Here is a 4,204-nt window from a genome sequence, read left to right on the forward strand (position 1 = left end):
CATGATGCTAATCCCTAAGAAGGCATAAATATGCACAAAGCCAATAGTATTGGGCACATTGATTTGTTGCTGCATCCCGAAAATCATAAACCCTAACGCCCCAGCAAAAGCGATAGGCAGTCCACACGCTGCCGACGTGCCAACTGCTTTTTGCATGACCACTCCATAGCGCGTGAGATAAGGTACTGTTAAGCTGCCGCCGCCGATACCAAATATGGCAGAAGCCACACCGATAACCCCACCTGCCGCTAATTGCTTAGGTTTTGAAGGAAGTGTCATATTGATAGGATTGGCATTGTTGTCTACCTTCTTTTTGCCATCAGTAAACATTTTATAGGCAACCCACAGCAAAAATACACCAACAATGAGCTGAAGATAAATGCCTGAGATCTGCCCTGCGATTCCTGCCCCTAAAAAGCAGCCAATCGCCAAACCTGGTGCCAGATTTTTAAACACAGGCCACATGACTGCGCCTTTTTTATTATGTGCCATTAAAGAGCTTATAGAGGTGACAATAATAGTCGCGAGTGACGTCCCTAATGCTAAATGCATAATATTGTCAGGACTGTAACCCATTTGCGTAAAGACGATAAATAGCAGTGGCACGATAATCGTTCCACCGCCCACGCCGAAAAGCCCCGCAGCAAATCCTGCTAGAGCGCCTATTATTAAGAAAATGATTAATTCCACAGGATAATTACTTCTCGTTTAAATGATTGGTTAAAGGATTGTTTTTGTTAAATGATAATTTATTAAAGCACTGACTCAAGCGATTTCTACTTGACCAACTTGATGATAAGCGCGATTAAATTATACCAAACTTTCATCAGCCCCGCTTTGTTGTTCCGCTTTTTTGATGGCGACAACACGGCACATAAAAACACTGTGCGTGCCAACTTCCTGAATGTGCTCAATCTCACAATCAAAGCTGACCAACGCATCTTCTAAAACAGGCGCACCTGTTGCCATTTCAGTCCAAGAGCCCTGTTGAAATCGTTCTTCTGAGCCTAGTTTGGAGGCAAATGCATTAGATATATATTCATGCTGTGCGCCTAATACATTGACACATAAAGTTTTGTTGTCAATGAAATGGGCGTGTGATCGAGAGGTTTGATTCATACAGACAAGTAAGGTTGGCGGGTTATCTGTGACGCTACATACCGCAGAGGCCGTAAAGCCATGAGCACCAGATGCACCTTCTGTGGTGACAATATTGACCGCCGTCGTTAACAAAGACATGCCGTCTCTAAAATCAGTTGCTTCAATCATATCTTTAATCATTGCTGCAATCCTAAATTTGGGCTCAGTAAGTACTGGCACGTACTGATATTTACTTGTAAATACTAGGCAGTCAGTTCTTTACGAACGATTTCTGCACCTGCACTTAACGCTTTTAATTTACCTTGTGCCACTTGGCGAGACAAGGGTGCCATGCCGCAGTTGGTCGACGGATAGAGCTTGTCCGCATCGACGAATTGCAAAGCTTTGCGTAGCGTATCTGCAACCTCTTCAGGAGTCTCAATGGTATTGGTTGCCACATCAATGGCACCGATCATCACTTTTTTACCGCGAATCAATTCAATTAAATCCATGGGCACATGTGAGTTTTGACACTCGAGTGAGACAATATCGATATTAGACTGTTGCAATTTCGGAAAGGCTTGCTCATATTGACGCCACTCTGAACCCAGTGTTTTTTTCCAATCAGTATTGGCTTTGATACCATAGCCATAACAGATATGCACTGCTGTTTCACATTTTAGACCTTCAATGGCACGCTCTAACGTAGCGATACCCCAGTCGTTCACATCATCGAAGAACACATTAAACGCCGGCTCATCGAATTGGATAATATCCACACCAGCCGCTTCTAACTCTCTCGCTTCTTGATTAAGAATTTTAGCAAATTCCCAAGCCAATTTCTCACGGCTTTTATAGTGACCATCGTATAACGTATCAATCATGGTCATCGGACCGGGTAGCGCCCATTTGATTGGCTGATCGGTTTGCTGACGTAAAAACTTCGCATCGTCAACAAATACTGGCTTTTGACGGCTAACTGCTCCAACGACTGATGGCACACTGGCATCATAACGATTACGAATACGCACCGTTTCACGCTTCTCAAAATCGACGCCATCAAGATATTCAATAAAGGTGGTCACAAAATGCTGACGTGTTTGCTCACCATCACTGACAATATCAATACCTGCATGTTTCTGTTCTTGTAATGACACACGTAGAGCATCTTGTTTGGCTTCAAGCAGTTGCTCACCTTCTAATGCCCAAGGTGACCAGATTTTCTCAGGTTCTGCTAGCCAAGAAGGTTTCGGTAAGCTACCCGCTGTTGACGTCGGTAATAATAGTTTCATGTGATTCATCTTCTTATTAATTTGTATTCTATATTTCGGCTAGAGTTAAATTAATTAAGCGGCCTGTTTTTTAGCCGTTTCTTTTTTAGCCGCTTCTCTTTGAACAGTCTCGCTTGCAACATCATAGCTTGCCGCCCACTCTTCAAGTATGGCTTGGTATGGTTTGATAAACTGCTCTTCAGTAAACTTACCTTGCGTCACCGCCATTTGGCTGCGCTCTGCGCGGTCATATACAATCTGAGTCAGTGAATAATCTTGATACTTCAAGCTAGGTTGATATACTTCACCTGCGCTTGAATTGGCATTGTAAATCTCAGGGCGATAAATCTTTTGGAAAGTCTCCATGGTACTGATTGCACTGATAAGCTCAAGGTCGGTGTAATCACTCAGCAAATCACCGGCAAAATAAAACGCCAATGGTGCAACACTACCAGTAGGCATAAAATAACGCACCATTAAGCCCATCTTATGGAAGTAGTCATCGGTCAACGAATAGTCATCTTGTCTATACTCAACCCCTAATACCGGATGCTGATTGGTCGTACGCTGATAAGTTTTACTGGTAGAAACACTCAGGCAAATCACTGGTTTTTTAGTAAAATTGGCTTGGTATGCCTCTGAGTTTAATAAGTATTGAAATAGCTTGCCATGCAGGTCACCAAAATCCTCTGGCGTTATTGATGCTAAGTTTTTGTCGCGATGCTCTGGCAGTACCACACTAAAGTCATAATCGCGTACATAAGATGAGAAACTGTTGCCGATCATACCGTCAATGACCTTATTTTCTTTATGGTCAATGATCGTTGTTTTCAGCGTATCGATGGAAGGGAATGTCTGACCATTGCCTTCAATATCCATATCGACAGAAATAATATCAACCTCAACAGAATAACGGTCTGCGGTCGGATTATCCCAGTGCGCCAAGGTATTAAAACGATTATTTATCATAGTCAGCGTTTTGTGTAAGTTCTCTTTACGATGCTCGCCACGAGCCAAGTTCGCAAAGTTAGTGGTCAGACGCGTGCTGTTTGCAGGACGATAGTTCTCATCAAAACGAATGCTCGAGATGGAATATATAAACTGTTTACTCATGATAATCCGCTACCTTAATCTAATCTCATTATTTGAGATAAAACCAAATTTGTGTATGAGATGAATCATACCTGAACCAAAACATGAATAAAAATGATACTATCTAAACTAAAGATGAATAAAATTCATGTTGCTAGTTATATGAGATGAAAGAGGATGGGATAGTGGATATTTTGACGACAGACTTAATAAATATTAAGCCTGTAAAGGACGTTAAGGAGTTGTCATAGAGAGGTACAATAATCTAGGAAAATTTATAATCTCATTCTAGACATGGCCCAGTAAGCTTAAAAGTGAACCGCCCCGGTAGTGTCGGAGACTCAATATTCTGAGAGAATACGACAATGAGAACACGAAACTACACTCCTGAGGAAAATACAAACCTACACTTCCGAGATTAAAGAACGCGCCGTTCGCATGCTCATTGAAGCAGCAGGCGATTATCCCTCCACATGGTCAGCCATTCAAGCCATAGCCTCTAAGATTGGCTGTACGCCTGAGACCCTGCGATTGTGGCAAAGAAGCACATAGACCAAACCATTCCTGCCTCAGTACAAGCTCAAAGCCAAGAGCAACGTATTAAAGAGCTTGAACGCGAAAATAGAGAGCTCAAGCAAGCCAACGAGATAATACGCAAGGCTGTTGCTTTTTTCGCCCAAGCGGAGCTCGACCGTCCACCCAAGTAATGGTTCAGTTTATTGATGATCATAGAGGTCGTTATGGGATCGAGCCAATCTATC

Annotated in this window: 4 protein-coding genes, 1 pseudogene and 1 other annotated feature; of the genes and pseudogenes, 1 reads left to right on the forward strand and 4 read right to left on the reverse strand. The window is 42.6% G+C overall.

Annotated elements, in window-relative coordinates; genetic code table 11:
* The 4 genes from VLN09_RS07940 to VLN09_RS07955 all read right to left on the reverse strand — a co-directional run.
* Positions 1-690: sulfite exporter TauE/SafE family protein (locus VLN09_RS07940; protein WP_325245337.1), on the reverse strand; the 690-nt coding region annotated here is incomplete at its 3' end.
* 120 nt (positions 691-810) lie between these two features.
* A complete protein-coding gene (locus VLN09_RS07945; RefSeq protein ID WP_325245343.1) occupies positions 811-1,269 on the reverse strand; it encodes a flavin reductase in 459 nt (152 codons plus the stop codon).
* A gap of 74 nt (positions 1,270-1,343) precedes the next feature.
* Entirely contained in the window at positions 1,344-2,372 is a 1,029-nt protein-coding gene (locus VLN09_RS07950) for a methionine synthase (protein WP_325245339.1), read from the reverse strand.
* Positions 2,373-2,426: 54 nt separating this feature from the next.
* Positions 2,427-3,464 (reverse strand): DUF1852 domain-containing protein, encoded by a 1,038-nt coding sequence (locus VLN09_RS07955; RefSeq protein WP_325245341.1) that lies wholly within the window; start codon positions 3,462-3,464, stop codon positions 2,427-2,429.
* Between the two features lie 417 nt (positions 3,465-3,881).
* On the opposite strand from VLN09_RS07955, the pseudogene VLN09_RS07960 reads away from it, so the two are divergent.
* Positions 3,882-4,204 (forward strand): annotated as a pseudogene (locus tag VLN09_RS07960) (IS3 family transposase); the annotation flags it as partial.
* Positions 4,108-4,204: a sequence feature (AL1L pseudoknot), on the forward strand. This feature is flagged as partial in the annotation. Its footprint overlaps the pseudogene before it by 97 nt.

It is taken from the genome of Psychrobacter sp., assembly GCF_035469765.1.
Classification (GTDB): Bacteria; Pseudomonadota; Gammaproteobacteria; order Pseudomonadales; family Moraxellaceae; genus Psychrobacter.

Coding starts and splice junctions, on each gene's coding strand:
- VLN09_RS07945 (WP_325245343.1), bottom strand. CDS start 1,269: ATGATTGAAGCAACTGATTTTAGAGACGGCATGTCTTTGTTAACGACG.
- VLN09_RS07950 (WP_325245339.1), bottom strand. CDS start 2,372: ATGAAACTATTATTACCGACGTCAACAGCGGGTAGCTTACCGAAACCT.
- VLN09_RS07955 (WP_325245341.1), bottom strand. CDS start 3,464: ATGAGTAAACAGTTTATATATTCCATCTCGAGCATTCGTTTTGATGAG.